At 42.6% G+C, this 23,650-nt stretch carries 18 protein-coding genes and 1 tRNA gene; 8 read left to right on the forward strand and 11 right to left on the reverse strand.

Features of this window, described 5'->3' with window-relative positions; genetic code table 11:
* Positions 1-22: 22 nt before the first annotated feature.
* From FET73_RS07890 to FET73_RS07925, 8 genes are all read right to left on the reverse strand, one after another.
* A complete protein-coding gene (locus FET73_RS07890; protein ID WP_154223414.1) occupies positions 23-5,401 on the reverse strand; it encodes a DNA repair ATPase in 5,379 nt (1,792 codons plus the stop codon).
* 86 nt (positions 5,402-5,487) lie between these two features.
* Positions 5,488-7,527, reverse strand: a complete 2,040-nt coding sequence (locus FET73_RS07895) for a flotillin family protein (protein ID WP_179952183.1) — start codon at positions 7,525-7,527, stop codon at positions 5,488-5,490.
* A 109-nt stretch (positions 7,528-7,636) separates the two neighbouring features.
* Positions 7,637-8,296: an OB-fold-containig protein gene (locus tag FET73_RS07900; protein WP_154223415.1), complete on the reverse strand. Its 660-nt coding sequence runs from the start codon at positions 8,294-8,296 to the stop codon at positions 7,637-7,639.
* Positions 8,296-8,679 (reverse strand): hypothetical protein, encoded by a 384-nt coding sequence (locus FET73_RS07905; protein WP_154223416.1) that lies wholly within the window; start codon positions 8,677-8,679, stop codon positions 8,296-8,298. Before FET73_RS07905 ends, FET73_RS07900 begins: the two co-directional genes overlap by 1 nt.
* Positions 8,669-9,412: a PspA/IM30 family protein gene (locus FET73_RS07910; protein ID WP_154223417.1), complete on the reverse strand. Its 744-nt coding sequence runs from the start codon at positions 9,410-9,412 to the stop codon at positions 8,669-8,671. Before FET73_RS07910 ends, FET73_RS07905 begins: the two co-directional genes overlap by 11 nt.
* Positions 9,409-9,816, reverse strand: coding sequence for a YjfI family protein (locus tag FET73_RS07915; RefSeq protein WP_179952184.1), 408 nt, complete (start codon positions 9,814-9,816; stop codon positions 9,409-9,411). Before FET73_RS07915 ends, FET73_RS07910 begins: the two co-directional genes overlap by 4 nt.
* A 126-nt stretch (positions 9,817-9,942) precedes the next feature.
* Positions 9,943-10,893, reverse strand: coding sequence for a toxic anion resistance protein (locus tag FET73_RS07920; RefSeq protein WP_154223419.1), 951 nt, complete (start codon positions 10,891-10,893; stop codon positions 9,943-9,945).
* 45 nt (positions 10,894-10,938) lie between these two features.
* Positions 10,939-11,862 carry an FHA domain-containing protein gene (locus FET73_RS07925; protein WP_179952185.1) on the reverse strand — a complete coding sequence of 308 codons (924 nt, stop codon included), beginning with the start codon at positions 11,860-11,862 and terminating at the stop codon, positions 10,939-10,941.
* Between the two features lie 335 nt (positions 11,863-12,197).
* On the opposite strand from FET73_RS07925, the gene FET73_RS07930 reads away from it, so the two are divergent.
* Positions 12,198-12,566, forward strand: coding sequence for a hypothetical protein (locus FET73_RS07930; protein WP_154223421.1), 369 nt, complete (start codon positions 12,198-12,200; stop codon positions 12,564-12,566).
* A 67-nt stretch (positions 12,567-12,633) separates the two neighbouring features.
* Here FET73_RS07930 and FET73_RS07935 read toward each other — a convergent pair whose 3' ends face one another.
* Together FET73_RS07935 and FET73_RS07940 are read right to left on the reverse strand one after the other, a co-directional pair.
* Complete coding sequence (locus FET73_RS07935; protein WP_154223422.1) at positions 12,634-15,501, reverse strand: serine/threonine-protein kinase; 2,868 nt, start codon at positions 15,499-15,501, stop codon at positions 12,634-12,636.
* A 121-nt stretch (positions 15,502-15,622) separates the two neighbouring features.
* Positions 15,623-17,146, reverse strand: coding sequence for a diguanylate cyclase (locus tag FET73_RS07940; protein ID WP_179952186.1), 1,524 nt, complete (start codon positions 17,144-17,146; stop codon positions 15,623-15,625).
* Between the two features lie 214 nt (positions 17,147-17,360).
* Between FET73_RS07940 and purM the strand changes: the two genes are divergently transcribed.
* The 6 genes from purM (at position 17,361) to FET73_RS07970 (ending at position 22,336) form a co-directional block, all read left to right on the forward strand.
* A complete protein-coding gene (gene purM, locus FET73_RS07945) occupies positions 17,361-18,395 on the forward strand; it encodes a phosphoribosylformylglycinamidine cyclo-ligase (RefSeq protein WP_154223424.1) in 1,035 nt (344 codons plus the stop codon).
* 4 nt (positions 18,396-18,399) lie between these two features.
* Positions 18,400-19,014, forward strand: a complete 615-nt coding sequence (gene purN, locus FET73_RS07950) for a phosphoribosylglycinamide formyltransferase (protein WP_154223425.1) — start codon at positions 18,400-18,402, stop codon at positions 19,012-19,014.
* A gap of 149 nt (positions 19,015-19,163) precedes the next feature.
* Positions 19,164-19,748 carry a hypothetical protein gene (locus FET73_RS07955; protein ID WP_154223426.1) on the forward strand — a complete coding sequence of 195 codons (585 nt, stop codon included), beginning with the start codon at positions 19,164-19,166 and terminating at the stop codon, positions 19,746-19,748.
* A gap of 51 nt (positions 19,749-19,799) precedes the next feature.
* Positions 19,800-20,183, forward strand: coding sequence for a BlaI/MecI/CopY family transcriptional regulator (locus FET73_RS07960; protein ID WP_154223427.1), 384 nt, complete (start codon positions 19,800-19,802; stop codon positions 20,181-20,183).
* 13 nt (positions 20,184-20,196) lie between these two features.
* Positions 20,197-21,954, forward strand: coding sequence for a M56 family metallopeptidase (locus FET73_RS07965; RefSeq protein ID WP_154223428.1), 1,758 nt, complete (start codon positions 20,197-20,199; stop codon positions 21,952-21,954).
* A 97-nt stretch (positions 21,955-22,051) separates the two neighbouring features.
* Positions 22,052-22,336 carry a polyhydroxyalkanoic acid system family protein gene (locus FET73_RS07970; protein WP_154223429.1) on the forward strand — a complete coding sequence of 95 codons (285 nt, stop codon included), beginning with the start codon at positions 22,052-22,054 and terminating at the stop codon, positions 22,334-22,336.
* Between the two features lie 46 nt (positions 22,337-22,382).
* Here FET73_RS07970 and FET73_RS07975 read toward each other — a convergent pair whose 3' ends face one another.
* Entirely contained in the window at positions 22,383-22,832 is a 450-nt protein-coding gene (locus tag FET73_RS07975; protein WP_154223430.1) for a peroxiredoxin family protein, read from the reverse strand.
* A 172-nt stretch (positions 22,833-23,004) separates the two neighbouring features.
* Here FET73_RS07975 and FET73_RS07980 point away from each other — a divergent pair.
* A tRNA-Ser gene (locus FET73_RS07980) sits at positions 23,005-23,095 on the forward strand.
* The last annotated feature ends 555 nt before the right edge of the window (positions 23,096-23,650 follow it).

Here is a 23,650-nt window from a genome sequence, read left to right on the forward strand (position 1 = left end):
TGGTTCAACTTGCTTTACACCATTACTCATCATCTGATTTTTTAGCCACCTTCTTGGCCGTTTTTTTCGTCACTTTCTTTGACACTTTCTTGGCCTGTTTACTGCTGGCTTTGGTGACTGATCGGCTGGTTTTATTTTGGCTCAAACTTTTGATTTTGCTCGATAATTCTGTGACCTTTTCAAGGACTTCATTATTGATGCTGAGTTTTTTGTTCATGGCGACGACAATCGGGACGAAGGAGGTTTCCAGTGTTTCGGATAATGATGCCAAGGCATTGTCTAGGCCGGGCAGCGGTTCGTTGTTGACTGAAACCTCAAGGTTTAGCGCCTTGATGGCGGCGATCATTTGTTGTGCAACGCCCTCTAAGCTTTCTGTGTTTCGATCTGAGGCATTCTGGCTACCGCTGGCTATGCCACTCGCAATCAATGTACCAAGATCGCCCATTGAATTTTTCAGCCCAGCGATTTGACTGGCGACCTTGGTGGCGCCATCGGCATCATCACCAGCGAGTGCATTGCGGATTTTGAATTCTGACTTGATGGTTTCCCAACGTTCGCTTTCAGCTTCTGTTAACTGTCCGCGCAGTGATTTCAATTTGAGCAAATTGGCCTCGGCGCCGGTGGTGAGTAATTGGGCTTCGCCAACATAATGGTCATCGATGACGGCTTGTAGCTCGGCATCGTCCATGATGGCGACAATTTTTTCGGACAGTTTGTTCATGTTGCGGTAACTGCCTTGTAGTTTGAACGGCGGTTCTTCGCGGTAGCGGTCGTCCATGGCAGCCGATTGGATGTAGGCTTGGTTAACCTGCAATATCACGTCTTGGACTGTGAACAGACGTTGTAATACCGTGGTGATTTCATTGATTTCACTGGTGGCATAGCTGTGCGACAAATCGGCTGTGGCGACTTCTTTGCCTTTGGCTTTGTCCATCAATAAATACAAGTCATTCAAATCACGCAAAGCCAAAGGTGCCAAAACGGCATTCGAGGTCAAAGAGTTTTCGATATAACTCATGGCAAAGATGTCTTCTTGACCACTCAATACGTCACCCAAATTATAAACGTCGGCGCGGTTGGCCAGCATGTCAGGGACGCGGAACACTTCGCCCGATTCGGTGTAGGGGTTTCCGGCCATGATGACACAGAACTTTTTACCTCTGAGGTCATAGGTCTTACTCTGCCCTTTCCACACACCTTCTATTTTTCTGGTGCCATCACAGAGTGAGATGAATTTTTGTAAAAATTCGGCATGGGTGTGCTGGATGTCATCGAGGTACAGCATGACGTTGTTACCCATTTCTAAGGCCAGATTGAGTTTGTCCAATTCTTGCTTGGCCGTGGCATTAGGAGCATTCGCCGGATCCAATGATTTCACGTCATGACCTAATGAGGGGCAATTGATTTTCATGAAATTCAAACCCAAGCGATTGGCCACATATTCCATCAAGGTGGTTTTACCGTAACCCGGTGGTGAAATCAGCATCAACAAGCCCATCAAATCGCTGCGCTTGTTCTGGCCCAAAGCGCCCATCTGCTTGGCCAAATTGTCACCCAGAATCGGCAAGTAAGATTCGTTGATTAATTTATTGCGCACAAATGAAGCCAAGGGTCTGGCTTTGAAGGTATCCAGCGCCATGGTTTTCTTTTGGTCTTGCATCACCTGTTGTTTTAATTCGCGGTAAGCTTGGTATTGTGGTTTGAGGTTGGCATGGTAATGTTGCAAACGCTCGATGAATTCATCAAATTCAAAGCGAACCGCTCGGTCTGAGACATTGGCATGTTCACCGAGTAATTGATCGACTTCACAATGCAGGGCCACGGCTTCATCTGCGTAGGCTTTTTTGTTATCAGTGAGCAGGTAAACGATGGCTTCGTTCATGTAACGCAGGGTGCTCGCTTGGTCTTGACTTTCGCCACGCTCCCCTTCACTTTTGCCTGCTTTGGTCACATAACCTGTGACCCAATAGGACAACATCAGCCACTGTTCTTTGGGTGATCCAGACAAGTCTTTCAATCGGTTCATCAGGTTTTTGTGTTCACCAATGGATTCCAAATAGCTGGTCATGTTATTGACCAAGGCTTTGGCCGCTTTTGAGATTTGTATGCGGCTCGAGTCTAAACTGTTCAATGCCTCATCTGTCACCAAATAAGCGAATAAATAAGCCGCGGCATTAGCCACTTGCTGCGCCGGAACTTCCATGTCTAAAGCTTGATAAAAATCTGTCATGGCCTGTTCAAAATCCAAACAGAGGTCTTCGCTCATGGCCCGCTGGCCCAAAGCATTGATCAAGGTTTGTGCGGTTTTGGCCTGATGGGTGAACTGTTGTTGTAAGGGCTTGTCGTTGACATTGAGCCAGTAAAAATTGGCATAGGCACGAGCAGATGGATTGAACATCATCAACGGCGAGGCGCTGTGGACTTTCAGCAAGGCCGACAATATGCGACTGGCATCGTGGTCATGTACGCCTTTTTCGTAGCCTTCTTGGTACAGCGGGCTGGCATAGTCTTTGACTGTTTGTGCCAACTCCTCATCATTTAACTGTTTCAATGCAGCCATGTCAGATTCTATTTTGCCCAGCAAGGCGGCATTAAAAATGGCGTAGGCCAAATACTCTGCGCGGTATATCTCACGATTTTCTGAACTGAGGGTTTGTTGCCAGAATGCTTTGTATTGATGCAACTGTTCGTTGTCTATGGGTTCGTAATATTCTGTGCCAGATAAATGGAACACCAATTGCTCGCCTTTGGGTAAAATCGTCAGGTCCAAAGCTTGTGTGTTGACACTGAACTTGTGTTTGCCCAGGTTGATGGTATTACCACCATCTTCGAAGATGTCTCTTTTGTCGCGTAGACTTCGGATGGCTTGTTCGCGCACCGCTTTGAGTTTGGCTTCGATGTCATCGGCCTTGACGTTGTCGTCCAGTTCACGCAGTTGCACCATCAAATCGGCCACTTTGTGAACGATCGGGTCTGATGAATAATAGGTGTTGAGCTGATCGTTGTCGGTGAATTTTAATGAACGTCGTTCGATGCTTTTAAGCACGCGATTGGCTGCTGATTGGACGCTTTCTGCTTTGCGTTGACGTTGTTCAATCAGGCCTTGTTTTTTGTTCTCAAAGGTTTCGTGTAACTCCTCACGTTTGCTGAGGATTTGATCCAAGAACGCTTCGTTGTCACTGAAATTACTTTCCAGTTCTTCGAGTTGTACCAACAAACGCGCTAACTGCTCATCACAACCATCTGGCGTATCGGCCAAAGCCACACCACTGGTGATACTTTGTGACAACACCGCCAACTGGGCACCAAATTCGGCCACAGATTCTGTCGCTGACAATTCTTTGATGGTCAGCTTGGCGTGGGCTTTGGTTTGGTTGATGCGGCTGTATATTTTTGAAACCGATTCTAAAATCGCGGTTTTTTGTAAGGTGTCATCAATTTCAAGGCCATTGATCACTTCAGACAAGGCGTCCAAGCCCATGCCCATTTCGTCCAATTCTTCAGTTAATGGCTTGAGGTCTTTGACCGTTTTGATGGTGGCGATCTTGTCATGAACACTTTCCACCACGTCGTTGTAGTGCTGCATCGCTTCGGCTTGTGACAAGAATGCCACGGTTTTCTTACCGAAGTTATCAATTTCCTGTTCTACCTGCGCACTTAAATCATCCAACACCGAAAGGTCGATGTAACGGTATTCGCGCAGTGAAAGCAGGTGGCCTTTCTGTTGTTTCAATTGTAACAAGGCATCAACAAATGGCCTGGGCGTGTCCCAATTAGACACTTGAATTTCACGCAATAATGACTTTAATTCCTTTTCGGCCAGCTTCAATGACTTGGCAGATTCTTGATTGATGGCGGTGACTTTTTCAAATTCATCCAACACCAGCTCTGCGGTGTCGCCAATCAGTTTAAGCTGCTGGTCAAAACCACCCAGCTCTTCGTTTTCTAACCAATAAAAACCGTCTTGAACACGTTGAATGTTTTTGATCAGGTCTTCATAGACTTGGACACTGGGTTGTTGCTCACTGATGAGTTTGGAAATGCCATACAGTTCAGAAATACCCTGAACCAGTTCGGCATTGCCGATGGTGGACAAAAAGGACTTTTCATCCGTCTGCGCGGCTGTGAATTCTTCGCTGGTGTATGGTGTTTGCCATATTTGCATCGGATGGATGCGCGAAGGCTCAACAGACTCCGAACGAAAGATGATCATTTTACCATCATCAAACAAAGAATAACCGTGACCAAAAATCGGACTTTGTAATTCTTTTCGTATCATGTTGTATGAATACAATACGAATTTACCTTCTAAGTGTTCATAAAACACATACAAAACATCTTCACCATTAGGCGACAGCCAACGCCTTTTGAATTTCAAACCATTGACATCTTCGGCAAACACCTTGTATTCACCACTTTGTAGGTAGTAACCGCCGGGGAAAATAATCCCATGGTCATTGGGCAGCTGCAAGCAAGCATGCCCTAAGGAATCAATCCGAACCACTTCATGGGTGCGGCTGTTGTAGACAAAATAGCGCCACAACTCTTCTTTGTATGGCAGCACTTTGAGTAAAATTAAACCGTCAATTTTGGCATACTGAACCTCAGCATCTTCCAGTGATTGGTGTGCTTCTTCTACAAGCTCACGGTATATGCCCTCACCGTCCTCGGTGTTGTCTTCAATTTTTATGGTTAAATCGCCGCCAACAGTTTCAACAAAAACCTCATCTAAAACAGACACATGTGGGTGTTTCCCTTGAACATAATCTTCGCGCGTTGTTTTGTGCCACTCAAAATCATAAGACGGTGGCAGCTCCATGTCCCTTTCGCCACGGTCATCGATGTATTTAACTTCGCCTTTATTATCGGCACCACCGTCTTCAATGGCCCAACGAAAGACACGAATGTCGCCAATTTTTTCACCAATTTGGAATGATGCCAGGACTTTTTGGTTGACCACACGCAATTGGATTAACTGGGCTTTTTTGTAGTAGCTGTAGAGCTCTGTGAATTGTTTATTGAACATGGGATCGGCCAAAAAGCTGCCTGCAATCGGCGCTTCTTTGACTTCGAAATGACCGTCATTTTCCTCTAAGGTGTATAAGGCAAAAACATCAGATATCTTGGTTTCTTTTTTCAATCCAAGAAACACATTGTAACCAAACAACAACAAACCATTGATGCGAACAATGTCACGCGGTGTGCAGTTGTTTTCTGTGCGCACCCTGACGCGGTCCACCACATCTAAGATGGTTTTACCGAATTCCGCTTCGCGTAACTGGTTGAGTTTGATGACCTCAGATTCCAGTCGTTTATTCTGCGTTTCTAATCGCTTGCGAATGACGTCATAGGAGCCGCCATCGGCAACCGCTTGATTGATGGTGTTGTTTGCTTCAGCCATAAATAATCCTGATCAATTCAATAAAAGTTTCATCAAGTCGGGTTCACTTTTGAACCCGACATACATAAGTTTTTTAACTGTTGTGCTTATGTTTCAGATGAATCTTGGTCGTCATTCCTTGACAGTTTTTTGATGATTTTGGTCACAGCATCTTTATCAAAAGCTTGTCCAGATCCCAGACTCATGACCTTACTCACCGCGGCTTGTAAGATGTCACTTTTACCAATCGCGCCATCTACGGCTTTACCCACAGACAATGAGCTCATGAATTTCTCTAAGAAATCACCATTACCACCAACGATGTCGATGTTGGCTTCTTTCAATGCTTCAGCCAAGACTTGCGCTTGTGTTTCGGCTATCTCAGTATTGGCTTCAATGGCCTTCATGTTTTCAGCATGTGACAAGTCCAATCCCATGCGGAATTCCTCATGGTCACGTGCTTTGTCGTCCATGGTTGCCATGGCTGCAAACTTCTCTTTCAAACCACGTGCTTCTGCTGCATAACGTTGCTCAATCACTTCAGCTTCAGCCGCACCACGTTCTTTGATCGCTTGCGCTTCTGCCACTTGGATGTTCACACCCACCATGGCTTGTTGCTCTTCACCCTCGGCATCAGCCTCTTTCACACGCACATTGGCCATACCGATTTCTTCGGCACCCGCGGCTTCTGCTCTGAATTTACTTGCCATAACAGCGGCTTCTGCTTCACCTTGTTTTTGATTGGCTTGTGCTTTGGCTTCAATCACTTTGGCTTCTGCCAAACCCGCCGCTGCCACTTCTTCACGTATACCTTCGGCCAAGCGGATTTTTGCATCGGCTTCTTTAGAGGCTGACTCACGTGCAGCTTCTGCCATCGTGATGCGTTCACTGGCTCTGTGCTTGGCTGTGGTTTCTTGTGCTTCGGCTGCTTTGATTTCCTTGATCAATTCTTGCTCTGCCAAAGACTCCGCCATAATGACTTGGGCTTTTTTGTTGCGGCTGGCTTCTTCTACCACACGCAATTCATTGATCTGCTCTTCTTGCTCGGCCACTGTTTTTTCAACAGAGATGCGCTCACGAACCACGTCAGCAATGTTTTTCTTTTCGACTTCGATGTCTTTTTGCTTGTTGATTTCTTGTAAGGCCACTTCGCGTTCACGGGTCACCACCTCTAATTGTCTGACCTTGGTCACCTTCTCTTCTTCAATCGCAACAGCACGCAAACGGTTATTGCTCGCCACTTCGACTTCACGCTTTTTATTTTCTTCCATCACCATCACCTCTTGTTCAGTGGCAATTCGGGCAGATTCAGATTTCAAGCGCTCTTCACTTTCAATTTTTTCCTTCTCAGCCAATTCACGGGCTTTAACAGAAGCAATTTCACGTTCTTGCTTTGCCACTGCATCGGCTTCGATGCGTTCCAATTCCAAAATACGCTCTCTGGCTTCCACATTCCTTTTTTTGATTTTGGTTTCTTCTTCACGCTCAAACTCATTGGTTAAAATGTGCTGTAAGGCCGTTAATTCAGTTATTTTTCTGATGCCTTGTGCATCTAATATGTTGTCCGCATCCAGTGCTGACATGGGCGTCTGCTCTAAATAATCAATCGCAGCATCTTCTAAAACATAACCATTCAAGTCTTTTCCAATCACTTCAATGATGGCGTCTCTGAAACGGTCACGCTCCTCATAGAGCTCTTCAAATTCCAGTTTCTTACCCACCGTTTTTAGAGCCTCTGAAAACTTGGCACTGAACAGTTCTTCAATGGTCGCTTGCTTTGAAGCACGATCACAACCAATGGCTTGCGCCACTTTCAAAACATCTTCCTTGGTCTTATTTACGCGAACAAAGAAAGTCACTTTGATGTCTGCTCGAATGTTGTCTTTACAAATCAATCCATCCTTATCACGTCGATCAATCTCAATCGTTTTCAAAGAAATAATCATGAACTCTTTCTTGTGAATGATTGGCCAGACAATGCGACCAGTGAAAGTCACTTCTGGCAAATCTTTCATGGTGTTCACAATCATGGCCTGCCCTTGTTCTACTTTTTGATAAAACTTCTTAAACAACAAACCCGACACCAGCAGCAAGCCAGCCACTATGCCAAAAACCCAACCAAACATGATCAATACATCTACGCCCATACTTTTTCTCCTAAAAAATTTTACTTTTTATTTTTTATTAATTACTTTGTTATTTATTTATGCTTTTCCGGCATTGCTTTTTCCGGCAATGCTTTATTTTGTTATGTTGTTAACTCAGTTTTTTTTTAATCAAATAACTGCTGTCATCCTCTATATATTCGACCAATACCACTTTATCTCCCTTCTTGATACCTGCCGCCTCATCAGCCCGTACATCAAAAATCAAACCATCGACATCATGCTCCAATATGGCTTGACCAAATGTGGCCGTCACCTTTCCAGTTTTAACGATACATTCGGTACCAATCAGCGTCCCTTTGCTCACAGCTTCGTGGGTAATGAACAACTTTTTCAAAGGTTTGATTACCCAGGATGCCAGAGGAATCGCCAATGCGAAGCTGATAAAAATCATCACAGCACCTGTGATCATTTTCAAGATATCGCCTGGTATCAAGACCGACAAAACCGACACATATATATAGCAAATCATCCATGAAAAGAGCACCAATATAGAAACCACAAGCGTCACAGGTACACCTGTTAAGCCGAATTTTAAGAAGAAGCCTGTGATGCCACTTAAGCCCCTTGAGCCATCGACATCCGCACCCAAATCTCCTTCAATATCAATGTCTGTATCAAAACTTAAATCAAACATTTCTGTGTCTATGCCACCCAAAAATGCCAACAACCAATAGCTGAGGATGATGGCCAATAAAACCGAGTACACCACCACTGGAAAACTGATTAAATGCGTTAAAAATAAATCCATCATGACTCCTTTTTATTGTTGTTCTTGTTATTATTTAACTGCGGGTTCACTTGTTGGTTTTCCCTCGCATGTAAAACCAACTTCTCAGCTGCCCTGCGCTTGACTTCAACGGCATCTTGGGAGGCCAGCCCATAACTTTCAGCTAAATAGCCCAAATCTTCATCTGACAGCGAGATCGACAAGCGCAGCCTTTTCGGTTTTCTCGACACTTTGAGTCCAAGAATCTGCCTGATGCGATCAGATGGATTGATGTTCCTGTCCAAGGCTTCTTTTCTGATCACATACTGAACCTGTTCACCCAAGTCAAAGGCCACTTGTGTCGCCTTGACCGCTTTGTTCTCGTTGGCCCATTTTTTGGGAATTTTGCCTTTTTTATTTGTCATCGTTCGACTTATTTTTGTCTTGCAACCTGTCCAACACGGCTTTTGCATGTTGACTGATGGCTTCAGTGTTCAGCGACTTTTCTTGGTTCGCCGCCGCCCGAACACCTTTGTAATTATTGGCCAGTTTTTCTTCATTGGTATCAACTGCGCTGCTTTTCTGCTTTGCTCTGATTCGCTCTAAAGACTTTTTCGCTGAAACCATTTTTGAATCGGCACCATCGATATTACCCATGATGGTTTCAGTCGCTTTTTGTACTTTTTCAGATGTTCTCAGCATCGAAAGCTGCCTTTCCAGTTCTTTTAAGGCGCGCTCCGACTGCTCCAGCTGGCTTTGTAAGTAGCACACATTGTTTTTGACGTTTTCCAATGACTCATGCAAATAATCTCGGTCCAATTCCAAGTCCACCACCTCAATGGCATACCCCATGGCCAATGACTCATCACCTTGGGCCATGGCTTCAACCACCAAAGCTTCTTGTTGTGATAATTTGTCATTGATGATAGACAATTGATTCGCCGACTGTTTTTCCTTGGTCATCATTTGAGTCAAAACATGTTTTGCTTCATCTAAATTTGCTTTCGCCTCTTCACAGGCTGATTCCACTTTCTTCGAACCTGCAGCATCTGTTACGGCATCGGCCAGTTCACGTGACTCAGTTCGTATCGTTTTAATGATTTTACTCAGAATGTTCATCCCTGCACCGTGGTCACCTGTTTTGTTCTCATCGCTCATAACAAAAAATCCTCCATCGCAGCCACCACATCCAAAGCGTTCTCATTCAATATCACCAACTCTTCAACCAACTTATCGAACTCTGAATTCACTGAAAGCGACCCAAACAATACATAACGGTCACCCACCCGTGCATAAGAAGACAAGGGAATTGAAATACTGGTGTCTAGCATCATTTCCAACATTTCTACGCGACTTTCAGCAATGATTTCATCCTCAGACCACAGGTAAATGATACAAATCACTTGCGTATTGGTTCGGGTGATATAAACAGGAAACCCATCAAAACCCGCCATTTCAACTTGTAAAACATCAACCTCCCCGTCGATGTTTTGACATTCAAAAGTGTAACCTTCTGATGTTCTGTGTTGTGACAATCTGATGGCAAAATCAGCTAAGTTCATGTTGTTTCTTACTCCTCTGTTGCGCCCGTTTGTTTGCTCTCTATTCTGACATAATATGTCATAATGACATATTATGTCAATGTGCATTTAGTCACAGTTACAAATTAATATAAGGTAACTTAGTGGTTATTCGCTTTGAACTTGACCGGACTCAAGTTCAGTCTGTACTGACTCCATTTTCGATAAGGCCTCAGCAATCAGTCCATCGGCATGGTTGATTTGTTTTTTATTAACAGCAGTTGTTGCTGATGCCGCCTGACCGGCTTGTTCAAGCACATATATACTGGCTGTGACCTTCATGGCTGCTGTTGTGGTATTAACAGATTGGTCTATGCCTCTGATTTGATATTCATTTTGGGTAATAAACAAGTCCAAGCTCATCACAGACTGCCTGGCAATCAACAGCTGTTGTTGCAATTCCAAGGTTCTCTTTTGTATCGCTGGTAACCATTCATCATGCCATATTGACTCATTACTTTGTTTATCGGTTTCTTGTTCAACAACCGTGGTTAAATGTGTTGCCACATCGACAACATGTTCTAAATGAAGCAAATGGGCATTCAGCGTTGATTTTTCTCCCAACAACATGGCGTTGTCGTTGGCTAATTGTTTCTTATGCTGTGCTAACTGTTCTGTTAATTGAGTGATTTTTTGTTGGTGTACTGGGAAACTTTCCAACCACATTTCCCATGCAGACTCTTTCACTGAGAATAACAGTTTGAACATACTCAGGAAGTTACCCCAAAAAGAATTTTTGGGTGGTTTGATTTTGAGCACCGTGATGTGCAGTTGTTTTAACAATTCAGTGGCTTGACCACCCGCTTGCGTTGACCGCATCAGCTGTTCTAACGGTGGCTTTAAGCGGTTGTTCACTTGCCAGAAAGCCTGTTGCTCTGAATCACCCAGGGCCAATAAACTTTGCTTTACTTGTTTGACCTGTGCGTCATTGCTTACGGCAAGTGCTTGCGTCAACCATTGCTGACTTAGGGTTTCCAATTGATTTTGCAGCGAATCTTTAAAACGCTGATGATCCAACTTGATCAATCCAAATTCCTTTTCGCTTGCGCTGTCTTCCATCGAATCCACATTTGAGGTTATGAGCTCATATCATTGTAGCAAAATTTAAACTTCAAGTCTTAACAAATCATTACCACCTATGATATGTATGTGATGCCATGCAAATCGCAATGCACCACGTCGCCTTTCCACCAATTGTAACTGTTTTAATTTATCAGAATGGCTGTGTATTAATTGTTGTCGAAGTCGGTAAATGTGGATGTTGATGTGTTTTTCATCGAGCCCCGTTTTGTGACTTAATTCCTCTTTATCGACCCAGCCCTGCTCTGGCACTTCAATGCCCACCTTTTCATCCGACAAGCGTTTTCGGGCCAAAAATAACAGCAATTCATGGTGAGTCCGTTCGCCCAAATCCAGCTCAGTTTGCTCAGCCTGAATCCTCAAAGAAACATGCTCTTCATCCTTACTCACATTAAATGTCACATGCAATGTATCTTTATCCATGCTTGTGCGGGCGACTTGTATAGTGCTTTCGGTATCTTCGCAGTCGACAAAATACCAACCTCCTTGACTGGTCATGATGTGATCACCTGTTTCGAGGGATCGAATCCCTGAAGCGTCTTCACTCACCCAAGTTTCATCTGTCGTTTGATAAACACTGACTTCAGCCAAATACTTGTCAGGCAAAGCAGTGAACGCTGACAATTCAATAATTGAAGCTGCATCATTAAATCCAACATTTAAAGCCTGCAAAAAGGCACGGGGTGCTGAATCACTGGTTAATTGCCAAACAGCTGTTTTTAGCGAACCAAACTGGATTGAATCACCTATTTTTAGACGCTGCTTTAGCCCCGACTTGATGATACACCCATTCACAAAAGTACCATTGCTGCTGTTGTCCTGTAGCAACCAACGAGAACCATTCCATGAAATGGAAGCATGTAATCGTGATGCTTCAGGGTTTTTAAGCAAAGTCTGACAACTGCCAGAATGACGCCCAATGATATGCTGACTTCTCAAAACCATCATGTCATTTGTTTCAGTATTTAAAAGCCTTGCCATTTTAAGTAAAAACCACAGCTGTAATATTTTGTAATATCATTTATCTGATGAATCAATTATCATATATAAATGATTGATTTTCATCAATCTAATCACTTGAGCTTGAGTAACTTAACCCTTTCTTTTAGTTTGGTGATGATTTATGTGTGTTGATGACCAGTATATCTATTGGCATCAAATTTTGTGAAATTGCGTGATGTATCGTTCTTGCGGTAACCGCTAAACATGGCATAACTGTCAGTACAGTGATAAGCGAATTGTACGTAAAGATAACGCGCGACTTAAAAAAAGTGAGGAAAAATATGACAAACCCAACGATTAATGTATCTTTGAGTTCTCTTGAAACTGGCACTGTACCCACAGTCACTCAAACCGTGGAGGTTGCCGAAGGCGCCAACTTAGACGTGACAGTAGATTGGCCTGCCGCTGGTGACAATACCATAACGGTAGAATTAGATTTCAGCAAAAGTGGGGATCAAGACCCGTTCAATGACGTTGATGGTGGAGACACATCATTCAATTTGACCCGAACCCCGCCGGCCACATCAGCCACTCACACATTAACCATTCAAAACAATGCAACCGTCACAACAGACACTTATGATTTGATATTAACTATTGGTAATCAGCAATATTCGACTGATCCAATGATAATAGTTGATGAAAATTAATTAACATAAGTATCATCTGTCAAAAGAATCGGGATTGAAAAACCGGTTCTTTTTAATTTTTATGAGTCTAATCGTTTATTACACTACCTACCAACTCTTTAAACCTTTTGTCACTGCGACTTATTTTTATCAAAGGGGAATTTAATATTTCTTGTATAGAATAATTTTTACGCAATGCCACTTCTAAATGCATTAGAGTTTCATCAACATACCCCAGGCAGTCATATGCAGTAGCTATAAAAAAGTTTTCGAATCCAGAGTTGGACTCACCTATTTGCTTCGCAAAAAAAAGCGCTTCACTTTCATTGCCTAGATTTGCCAAATAATAAGCTGCAGCTGATTTTGCATTACTATCATTTGGGTTTGTCTTTAATAAATCATTAATCCGATCAACTGCAACCTTATAGCTATCTTTACTTTTACTATTACCCACCAACTTATATGCATCCGCTAAGTTGCCCCAATTCATATAGAAACCCTTATTCAATTCAACTGCTTTTTCAAAAGCCACCACAGAATCCTCGTATTTCTCAATAGAAAACAACATGGTACCTAAATTTGAATAGGCCCTATCCGATGGGTTTAATTCAATGGCACGCTTCGTATATTCAATCGCGTTATCAATATCACCTAATGCATAATAGGCAGCTGCCATATTTCTGACGCCCAAGTCATTATTGGGGCTCATTTCAGACAACCGTTTAAATTGTTCAAGTGCTTTAGCGTAGTCTCCCACTTGAAAATAATAAATGCCAAAACCTGAAACCACACGCCAATTATTGGGTTCTGCTTGCTTTGCAGATTGGTATATTTGCTCTGCTTTTTCTGGTTTACCACTCTTGTAGTATGCTTTGGCCAATCCAATTTGGGATGGGGTGTGTTTTGAATTGAAGCGAACACTTTTCTCAAATAATTCAATGGCGTTTTCATATGCGCCTTTTTGAACAGCCACCTCTGCCAATAAATAATTTATTTGTCTGTTATTAGAGTTTAGGTTTCTCAACGCATCAACAGTTAATGTCATCGCATCCAACCATTTGACTTCTTCACTTTTGATGTACTTTCTATACTGCGATTCAGCCAATCCAACATAAGCAGCTTCATACCGTTCATCAATTTCAATGGCATTTTGGAATGCATCGAGTGCTTTATCGGCGTTTCCAGCCTGATCGAATCGATACAGGTAACCCCTGCCCTGAACGTACTCACGGTAAGCACCGTCGAGCTGTGGCCTTTGGGCTTTGATTTTTTCAGTTAAATCTTTTGGGAAAGTCCAATCCAATAATTCAAGTGCTTGGGTTCGAATAAGGCCATGACCTTGGAACAATTCATCGGCTTGGATGCTGATTTCAGCTGTTTTCATTTGCTGGCCGGTTACTGCATCAAGTAAATTCATCACCAATAACCTCGTTGACCCCATATGTTGGATACTGCCGGTTAAGACCAAATTAACACCATACTTATCAGCCACAGCTTTCAGCGACTGGTCTTTCATGCGGCTGATTTCTGTCGAAGGGACAATCCATGTGTTGTTTTGCTCAGCAGCAATCGTGGCTAAATCTGTACCTAAATTAACGGCCAAACCATCTCCGAATAATTGAATCAATGGATCTCCACTGATGTTTTCAAAGGGCAGAATGGCGATTTTATTGGCTTCGGCCAATTGGCGTTCGATTAATTGTTGTGTCGATGCGGGAAACAAAACATCTTTTACCGACCAGCCCAGGCCGATAACAAAAGGGATTAAAATGGCGGCTTTTGTCAGCCAGTGGCGTTTTTGCCACCAATTCTTTTTGTACGTCAATTCAGCATGAATGCGGTGCAGTTCTTCTGCCAATTCAGCAGAACTTTGCCAACGTTCGTCTTTTTGTGTCGCCAACATTTTATCCAGCAATGTGACCACCGCATCAGGCAGAGCGGGTAACAGTTGTTTGATCGGTTTGTATTGTCCTTCACAAACCGCTTGTTGAATCGATGGGATGTCTTTGCCTTGAAAAGGCCTTTGACCTGTGAGCATTTGATACAACAAGGTGCCAAATGAAAAGATGTCTGACCGTTGATCCAGGTTTAAGCCGCGTGCTTGTTCCGGCGACATGTAGCTGGGTGTTCCAACAGCCATGGTTTTAACCTGGCTTTCACCTTCCGTTTCTGAAGAGGCCACTTTATTTTGTTGCTTTATCAATCCTGCGATACCAAAGTCTAATATTTTCAATGTGCCATCCGCACTGAGCATGATGTTTTGTGGCTTGATGTCGCGGTGGATGATGTATTTTTGATGGGCTGAATTCAAGCCATCTGCAATTTGGCAGGCATAAGACATGGCCGTCACCAGATCCAGTCCTTGCTCTGGAATTAATTCATCCAATGGCTGGCCATCAACCCATTCCATGACAATGTAATTGCTGTCTGCGGCCCTGGCCACATCATATATCGTGACGATATTGGGGTGATTGAGTTTACTCGCCATGCGCGCTTCGTCAAGTAAAGCCTCGGCGCTGAGTTGGTTACTGGCCAATACTGGCCGCAGCATTTTGATCGCCACATCTCGGTGTAAGGTTTTGTCTTTGGCATGGTAAACCGCACCCATCCCACCTTGACCTAAAATCTCATGAATTTCAAAATGAGCCAAATCTCCGGCCAAATGAAAGGTATTCTTTTGCTGCAATGTTTTTTTCTGTGCTGACAACACGTCAGGAGCGACAGTTTGATTGGGGTCTGATTGTTTGCCATGATTCATGGGGGCCACTGTTTCATCAGCTTCACTTTTAGGGCAAATCTCATGTGAAGGTGTATTTCGTGAAGAAATATTTTGAGGGGCCACCGTCTGAACTTCATCATTTTGATTCAGCGGCCAATCACAGAGGTCACAATGCGTGGTACCTTTGCTGTTTTGGTGTAAACATTGTGGGCAGCTCAGTTTGGAATTTTGATCCATAAATCAATTTGGCGTTGGTTCGTTACCAGTGATTATATGAATTACTTGCCACGGTAGTCAATCAGGAGAATAAAACTGGCCTAATGATGTCTGAAGGGATGTATGAAAGTAATTGAACGGACTATGAAAAGCTGACCGTTTGGTTTCTGCCTTGTGCTTTGGCTTGATACAAAGCCGTGTCTGCATTTTCAAGCAATAACAAAGCATTGTGGTCACTGTGGTGTTGAAAACTGGCAGCTCCAATACTGACCGTGACCCAAATAGACTCTTCTCCTTTGGTGAACGGGTGTTTTTCTGTCGCCAGCCGTATGCGTTCGGCCAACTCATGTGCTGCGAAAATATCTGTATTGGGCAAGATAACGACAAACTCTTCACCACCAAAACGCCCAACCACGTCATGCTGACGCGTTTGAGACTTGATGATTTCTGAAAACCCTTGTAACACTTGATCACCCATGGTGTGACCAAAATTGTCATTGACTCTTTTGAAATGGTCTAAATCTAAGATTAACAAGGAAAGCGGTTTTTTGTTAATTTGTGATTGCCAAATTTGTTCTGCCAAAGCTTCATCCACATGCTGACGCGTATACAGCTGCGTTAAATCATCAGTGATGGCACGACGATAAAGCATGCTGTTATGCAGTGCAATACTGGTGTGTGCAGCAAATGTGGTCAAAAACGGAATTTGTTCCGGCGTGAAATTATGCGGCAACTGCTGGTTATCTAAGTAAATCACACCAATCACGTCATCCTCTTGAACCAATGGGATCACCACAATGCTGCGACCACCTCCATTTTTCACACTGTTCACATCCGCTAAGGCCGCATTGACCTCTGTGTCTCCAATGATCAGAATTTTATTTTGTTCAAAACAGCGTTTCACCAGGGCTTGACTGTAATCTTGTTCAACACCTGAGTCATCAGACCAAACCAGTTCATCAAAATGCCTCAGTGCAAAAAATTGATGGTCTTTACCGTTGAGGTGGTTCAAAACAACAAAACCGCGCTCGGCATTCAACACTTTACTGACCAAATTCAAAGACGTTTTGAGCAACTCAGACAAGGTCAAACTGCGGTTCAAGATGTGACTGATTGAATTGAGGATTCGTTGTTCTTTCAACCTGGCTTCCTGTGCCGTGATTAATTGATGTAATTCACTGTCAATGTTTTTAATGAGGTTGACATTGAGGGTGTTGTCACCAAAATTTTCTTGGAGCAAAAACAACAACTTAACCCTAAAGTCATTGAATTCACTGGAAAATTCCATTTCCTCATTTTGTGTGGTTGGCCTGAAACAAGTTTGAAACATTTCTTGGGTTTCATGCTCTCCCCTCATTTCATACCAAAGGCTTAAGTTTCCCAGTTTAATTTCTGTGTCTTGCTTTAATGCTACAACTTCATCAGGTTGTAGTTTTGCATTGCCAATCCATGTACCAAAACTTGAATTTAAATCTTTTACATGCCAAGCACCTGCCAACCAAACAAATTCTAAATGCAAGCGAGACACACTGGTATTAAACACTTCTACTTCAGCCACGTCTGATCGACCCAAGGTGATAGGTGACTGATCTGGTTGCAACATTTCACTGTGCATTTCATTGTCAACATCTATCCAAGACAGATAGTGGTTGGTGACTTGTGTCATAAGGGCCCCTCTAAAGCAGCAAACATTATGGTTTGCTTGGTATAAGATTGTCAAATACCGAATTATCCTGATATCACGAATGGATGATTCAACAATGAATTCAAGTAACCCTAATCCGTTATAGACGTCGCCTGACATTAATAAATAACGATTTTTCTCCAAACATGACGTTACTTGGCATAAAATCAGCGCGTTTTATCAAGCATGGGTCAACATGAGCAATAACAAGTCTTTCACATACAAAGATGCCGGCGTCGATATTGATGCGGGCAATCAACTGGTAGAAAACATCAAACCTTTGGTTAAAGCCACACACCGCCCCGGTGTCATGGGCTCTTTAGGCGGTTTCGGTGGTCTTTTTGATTTATCAGAAGTCAACTGCGACAACCCGGTTTTGGTTTCTGGCACCGACGGTGTGGGAACTAAACTTAAACTGGCTCATATGCTGAATGACCACAGCACCATTGGTATCGACTTGGTGGCCATGTGTGCCAATGACATCATTGTGTTGGGCGCTGAGCCCTTATTCTTCCTAGATTATTACGCTTGTGGCCAGTTAAGCACCGACCAAGCCAGTGCTGTTATTGGTGGTATTGCCAACGGCTGTAACATTTCTGGCTGTGCTTTAATCGGTGGTGAAACCGCTGAAATGCCCGGCATGTACGAAGGCGACGATTATGATTTGGCTGGTTTTGTTGTCGGCGTGGTTGATAAGAAAAAAGTGATTGATGGCTCGGGTGTTAAAGCAGGTCAAGCTTTGGTCGGTATCACTTCTTCAGGTCCGCACTCTAACGGCTACTCATTGATTCGTAAAATCATTGAAGCCAAAAATGTGGACATCAATCAAGATTTTGACGGCAGCACTTTGGGTAAAAAATTATTGGCGCCAACGCAACTGTACATCAAGCCGATTCTTTCCTTGCTAGAAAACACTACAGTTCATGGTATGGCACACATCACTGGTGGTGGTATCATGGAAAACATCACCCGCGTTATGCCTGAAGGCTTGGCCATTGAAGTGGTTCAAAACAGCTGGGAACGTCTGCCTGTATTTGATTGGCTGCAAGAACAAGGTAACATCGATGATGTAGAAATGCTTCGCACATTCAATTGTGGCATTGGCATGGTGATGGTTGTTGATCAAACTGATGTTGACACAGTTACATCACATTTTGCCGACCAGGGTTTAAATGCTTGGAACATAGGTCAAGTGATCGAAAAAACCCACCAAGACGTGGTGCTTAAATAAAACCATGAAAGTGGTTGTCTTTATTTCTGGGCGCGGCAGTAATTTGGCCGCGCTTTTGAATGCCCAACAAAGCGGTGGTTTCGAAGTCGTTCATGTCATAAGCAACAAAGCATCTGCTTATGGCTTGGAAATCGCCCAAGAAAACGGCGTCAACAACAGCCACATCGTATGGACTGATAAACAACAAGGTGAGCAATATGCCATCGAGGTTTTGAATCAGGTTAAACCCGACTTGATTGTATTGGCTGGTTTCATGAAGGTGTTATCCGCCCAATTTGTTGCTCAATTCGAGAATAAAATCATCAACATCCACCCGTCTCTTTTACCACTTTATCCAGGCTTAAACACACACCAAAGAGCGATTGATGATGGACAAACCATACATGGGGCCAGTGTGCACTTGGTCGATGACCAACTTGACCATGGTTTGGTACTGAGTCAATGTCATGTTGAAATCACACAACAGGATACAGCTGACTCTCTGGCTGTAAAACTCATCACAAAAGAGCATCGCTTATTGACCGAAACTGTCGCTCTGATTGCTGCCAACAAACTCACATGGATTGACAGCTTGGCATTAAATGGTGAACCATTGGCGTCAGCACTTGTCATAGAGTGATGCCGTTTAACTCCATAAAAATCAATTTGAGGGTGCTACCCGTTTTACTGACCTGCTTTCTAGGCCTTTCACTGAGTCACACTGCCGGTGCCAATTCAAGTTTAAAACCATTCCAAGCAACTTATCACATTTATAAAGACGGCAAAATAATGGCCGAACAAAAAACCACACTGAAAAAATCACCTGAAGGCCTTTACATTCTTTCAGATGAAACCACTGGCACCCACGGACTCGCTTCTTTTACCGGCTTTGAACGCAGCGAAACTTCCCGCTTCAGTACCAACAACAGCCATTGGTCTGTGTACCAACATAATATGATACAAAAAGTGGCTTTCAGTAAACGACAATTCAACTTCAGTAACAATCAACAACAAACCCAAATACAAGGAACCCACAAGAAAAAACCATTCACTGCCAGCAACAAAGAACACCCAGTCTCTTCTCATATGCTTGCCGTTAGGCTCTCTGCACTGGCTTGCTTAGACGACCAAACTGCTTTTACTGTCCCAGTATTAAAGTCAAAAAAAATATCTCGCTATCACTTTACAGCTGAAACCCTCGACAATAAATTAATCAAAGTCAGCCGCGAGTACCCGAAACAAAGTACCAGACAAAGCCACATCTGGTTTGATCCTGAGCAAAACTGTCTGGCAATCAAAACATCATACACAGATGATGACAGCTTGATTGAAACCAAAATACACACATTCAATAGCAAACCAGTTGCACACTAACTACGACTTGTTTAAGATATACGACAATATTCGTTAATAAGCTTAAACAATATGAACACACCAAAACCAACCAAAACCGAATTGGCGATTCTTAATGTCATGTGGCAAATTTCTCCAGCCACTGTGCGGCAGATACATGAAGAGTTAATCAAAAAAGCCAAAACCAGTTACACAACCACCTTGAAAATGCTACAAGTCATGTATCAAAAAGGCTTGGTCAGCAGAAACAGTGAACAAAAAGCACACATATACGAGCCCATTCTGACTAAAAAAGAAACACAGGCACAAATGCTAGATGACTTGAAACACCGCTTGTTTGGGGGTTCCATCAGCTCTTTGGTTTTACAAGCACTGGGCAACAACTCAGAAACCAGCGCAAAAGAAATTGAAGAAATCAAAGCACTGTTGGAAAATGTAGAAAACAAAAACATCTGATCTGGAGAATACCTTGTTTGACTCACACATCATCAATGCACTGGGATGGACCCTGATACATTTTTTATGGCAAGGAAGTGCCATAGTTCTGATTTATTGGTTAATTTCCCGAAGTTCAGAGTCTCTACATGCCAAATACTGGACCGGCATGTCTGCAGTGATGTTGTGTATATTAATTCCAACCAGTCAATTCATCAGTTTAATTCAACAATCTGAAGTCACAGAAAGCTTTTTTGTCATCAGCAGCAGTTACCAAAGCATGGCCCTAAAACCCATGTCAGCAATAGATACTGTCTTGATGCTGGTAAACCAAACACTACCCATCCTGGTATTTTCTTGGGCACTTATAGTGACTTTATTAACCACCGGGCTGATTCGCTCATGGTTCAGGCTCAATGCCATCGAACATGACTGTGATGCCACTTTATCTGCCGAACTCAAACAGTTCATTAAAAACACAGCAATTAAACTCGACCTGGCAGCCATTCCAATCCTCAAAGTTTCTAAAAAAATCTTTGTACCTGCAGCATACGGCATTTATAAGCCAACGGTTTTATTACCATTGAGTTTGATGAGTCAAATTCCAAAGGAACAGATTCATGCGATTATTACTCATGAGCTGTGTCACCTTAAACGCAATGACTACTTGCATAATATTTTACAATTAACTGCTGACATTTTGTTGTTTTTTCACCCTGCAATACGTTGGATGAATAATGACATCAGGCAAGTCAGAGAACAATGCTGTGACCAATTAGTTCTATCTCAGGACACCCATGCAATCACCTACGCGAAAGCACTCACCAACATTGCCAGTTTAAGCAATGGCCATTCCTTTGGGCCTCGATTACAAATTGGTATCAATGATGGCTTGTTGTTAAAACGCGTCAAATTTCTACTACAAAACAAATCAAGCCAATCATCTATCATGATGTTTTTACCCCTTGGCATTTTGTTACTGGCTTGTTTTTACTTATTTCAGTCAAACCAAGCCCCAATTGGGTTCTCAGACACATCCACAACAAAGTCCAGTCAAAAGGAACCCAAAATAAACAAAAGATTGGTCAGCAACTTATTTTACCCAAAACAAAGACAGCAAAGTGATTTTACGCTTGCAGCAGAAACAGTCAAACCAGCTGAATCTTGGCGTTTAAACAACACATCCGTTGCAGAAACGTTCACAGCTGAAAGTCCAAAAAACGCTGCCATTACTGAAGATTTTCAATTGCAGATTGTTGATGTTGAGATTGAAAACGCATTGCCAACCTCAGACCTCAGAAATGATTTACTTGATGCATTTGAATCGACACAGCCTGCCGTTCGCTACCCTGCGGTCGAGTTAACAACAATTAATGATTTAGAAATCATGAACCCAGTTGATAGCAATACGCACAAGTCAAATCACAACTTAAAAGCCACATCAGCATTGATTAAACCAAAATTAAAATCATATTTGGCACCTGAGTATCCAAATGAGTTTTGGAAGAAACAAGTAGAGCAAACCGTTATTGCCAGCTTTAAAATAAAACCCAACGGTAAACTTTATGACATTGAAATGAATTCTCAAGGCAATAATTATGTGGCTTTTGAACAAAACGTTAAAACCATATTGAGAAAATGGCGATTTGAAAAAGACTCTTTGAACAGAACCAATATGCAGAAAACATACCAACAAATATTTGAGTTCAAACTCAGTTCGGTGTTAGAGAAAAACTGTCAAAGAGCAACAACTGGTTCGCGCATGAAAAAAGCGATCGCATGTAATCAGTAAAGCATTTATTTATTTCAAGTCAAATCAGGCGAACCAAACTGGTTCGCCTGTTTTGGTTTCGGCATGTTAAAATATTCTTTTTTTAAAATGCTTAGACATGTCAAAAATTTACATTAAATACCCCTGTTCTGAACACCCCAAAGAAATCATTGCCGAACGCGTAACTGAAATGTTACACAAATTAGAAAGTAAATATGGCATATCTCATGAATTTACTTGTGACGACCATTGTGATTTGTCAGGCTCTGGAATAGACGGGCAAGTGAAAATTCATGACGACGGCATAGAAATTGAAGCCAAACTGGGCTTTATGATGATGGCCTTCAAAGGCATGATTGAAAATGAAATCCAAACCAAATTAGAAGAAACATTTTCAGAATAAAAAAAACCGGCTCATAGGCCGGTTTTTTCTTGATGCCACAAAATAATTATGATTTACGTTTAATCATTTCGCTTAATTCTTCGACAGAACGGCTGTAGATTGAAACTGGCTCTACGTGCTTATATTGAACTTCCATGTCTTTGTCCAATAAATAAATCGCACGCTGGATTCCAAACCAACCAAACGAATCATATTGCTTTGCTACCGCGCCGTCAGAGTCACTCAATATAGTAAACGGTAAATCTAAATCTTTTTTAAATGCCGCCAGATCCTTTGGCTGATTTCCACTGATGGCAATCACATCTACGTCCAACTCAGAAAACACATCCTGGCTGTCACGGTAATCAGACATTTGTTTATTACAAACTGGCATACCGTCACCTGGGTAGAACACCAATAACACTTTGTTTTTTATCTTGCTAGATAATTTGAATGGTTTCCCATTGTCTGCCACCAAAGAAAAATCTGGCGCTTTATCACCTGTTGCTAAAGCCATATTCAAAACTCACTTGAAAAAGTAAACCGCGTATTTTAGCTGTTTTTGAACAAAATAAAAAGCCCACCAGCACTTGAGTAAAAAAAATGAAGTTTTTTTTTAAAAATAGGTAGCCAAAAACAAATTTTAGGCTATAATTCGCATCCTCGTTTAGTTACGAGCAGCTTGATGCGGAGAGATGGCAGAGCGGCTGAATGCACCGGTCTTGAAAACCGGCATACGTTAATAGCGTATCTAGGGTTCAAATCCCTATCTCTCCGCCACATCAACCTTCTTCATTACCTCATTTATCTGAACACCCAATTAATTTCATAAAAGACAGCTGAATGCACGCCCTTTTCGCAATCTTTTTCAAGGCTTCTTTGGCTTACAGTATTTAAAAGCTCATTTATTTACCGAAAGATTTCCTGTTACTGACACTAACTCATCTTTAAGGCTGCCAAAACCGCCATGAAACGATTACGGGGCTGGTCTTGAAAAAATTGTCTGGAACAAATTTTAACGCCGAAGGCGCTCGAAGAGTGAATGGCAGGACGCCATTCATTAAAACCGGCATACGTTAATAGCGTATCTAGGGTTCACAAAATCATCTGGAATGATTTTGGATGCTGAAAGCACACGGAGTGTGAAAAACAGGACGTTTTTCATCCAATCCCCAAAAACAGAAACACCCTCTCCAACTAAACTATTTCCCTTACTTCAATCATTAAATCTTTTCCTAATAATAAAATGGCGGAAGCATAAGTTAGCTTGAACTCCACGGTTCACAAATTTGAATGGATCAAATTTGGATGCCAAAGGCACCCAAGCCATACATT

Origin of the sequence: Marinicella rhabdoformis (assembly GCF_009671245.1) — a bacterium.
GTDB lineage: Bacteria > Pseudomonadota > Gammaproteobacteria > Xanthomonadales > Marinicellaceae > Marinicella > Marinicella rhabdoformis.